This window comes from Brevundimonas sp. EAKA, from assembly GCF_000698025.1.
GTDB lineage: Bacteria > Pseudomonadota > Alphaproteobacteria > Caulobacterales > Caulobacteraceae > Brevundimonas > Brevundimonas mediterranea_A.
The window spans coordinates 1-870 of the sequence record NZ_JMQR01000267.1 but is presented as its reverse complement, the minus strand read 5'-3'; the positions used below and the strand labels follow the sequence as shown (position 1 = coordinate 870).

At 64.4% G+C, this 870-nt stretch carries 1 protein-coding gene; it reads right to left on the bottom strand.

The window, feature by feature from the left end:
- Window positions 1-705, bottom strand: a 705-nt coding sequence (locus tag ER13_RS17395) for a flagellin (RefSeq protein WP_035311452.1), incomplete at its 3' end; no start/stop codon positions are given.
- Between the last annotated feature and the right edge of the window lie 165 nt (window positions 706-870).

Below are 870 nucleotides of genomic sequence, written 5' to 3'. Positions count from 1 at the left end.
CGAGTTGGCGATCGACAGCGCCTGCACGCCCAGCTGTTGCTTGGTTTGCAGGGCGGTCAGCTTGGCGCTTTCCTTGGCCAGGTCAGCGTCAACCAGGTTGCCCACGCCGGCTTCAAGCGCGTCCTGAAGCTTGTTGACGAAGGTGATCTGGCGGCCCAGCGACTTGGACTGGGTGCCCAGAGTCGACAGAGCCGTCGTCGTCGCCGTGATTGCGGCATCGACGTTTGCGGTCGTGGCGTTGGCGGCGGTGACGCTGCCCGTATTCACGGCCGTGATCGCCGCATTGGCGCCCAGAGTGGTCAGGCTGTTGACGCCGTCGAAGGTCGCGCCCGTGATCGCCGAAGCGATTTCGGTTCCCAGGGCGTTGTATTCGGCCAGGTACGAGGTCTGCGCATTACCGGTGGATCCGGCGATGCTGACCGCAAGGCCTTTCATCTCTTCCAGAGCGGAAGTGATGGTGTCGCCGGCGGCCAGGGCCACGTCGGTGATCGACTGGGTGCGTTGCAGACCCGAGCGGACCGCGTCCTGAGACGCGGCGGCGGCGCGTTGCGACGTGGCGATCGAGAAGATCGCCCCGCTGTCCTTGGCCGAAGAGACCTTCATGCCGGTGTTGATGCGGTTTTGCGTCCGCTCCAGCTCCGAGTTGGTCTTGTTCAGGTTCTGCAGCGCGATGGCTGCGCCGTAGTTCGTATTGATGCTCGCCATTTTGGCGTTCCTTCTTCACTTCGTGATGGCCGGCGCCGTTTTGGCGACGGGAGCGTTTTGCTCGGGGTTCAAGACCTATGGCCCGGCCGTCGAGACGACCGGGCCTCCGGGCCTTAGCGGAAGAGGCTCAGCAGCGTCTGGCTGGCCGAGTTGGCGATCGACAGC